This window comes from Variovorax sp. P2_H12 (assembly GCF_056403395.1).
In genome coordinates, this window is record NZ_JBFUFO010000316.1 from 1 (window position 1) to 367 (window position 367).

Annotated in this window: 1 protein-coding gene; it reads right to left on the reverse strand. The window is 70.0% G+C overall.

Annotation, left to right across the window (positions count from 1 at the left end; translation table 11 throughout):
- A partial coding sequence (locus tag AC1DYK_RS36290; RefSeq protein WP_478170673.1) for an aminotransferase class IV occupies positions 1 to 332 on the reverse strand: 332 nt, incomplete at its 3' end.
- Positions 333 to 367 lie beyond the last annotated feature (35 nt).

Below are 367 nucleotides of genomic sequence, written 5' to 3' on the forward strand. Positions count from 1 at the left end.
ATCCCCTGTGAGTTGGTGAGGAACGCCGACCGGAAGGCGCCGATCCCGTCCAGCGTCACCGGCCGCCGTGCGGATGCCAGCCCGGCCCCCGGAAGCTCCTGTTCCAGCAGGGCCATGGTGACACCATGGAGTGACGGGGCGGCAGGCCAGACGACCGAAGTGCCGTCCCAGAAGGCGATGTTGGTGATCGCGCCCTCCGTCACCGCCCCGTCCGGCGCGGTCAGCAGGGCCTCGTCGAAGCCGGAGCGTGCGGCGAGCCGACCGTAATACGTCTGGCCGAACTCGCCGGGGCGCTTGATGTGCGGCACGGTGCGGACGTACGGAACGGACATCAGGCTGTGCGGTTCGGGGGACTTCCGTGCCGGTC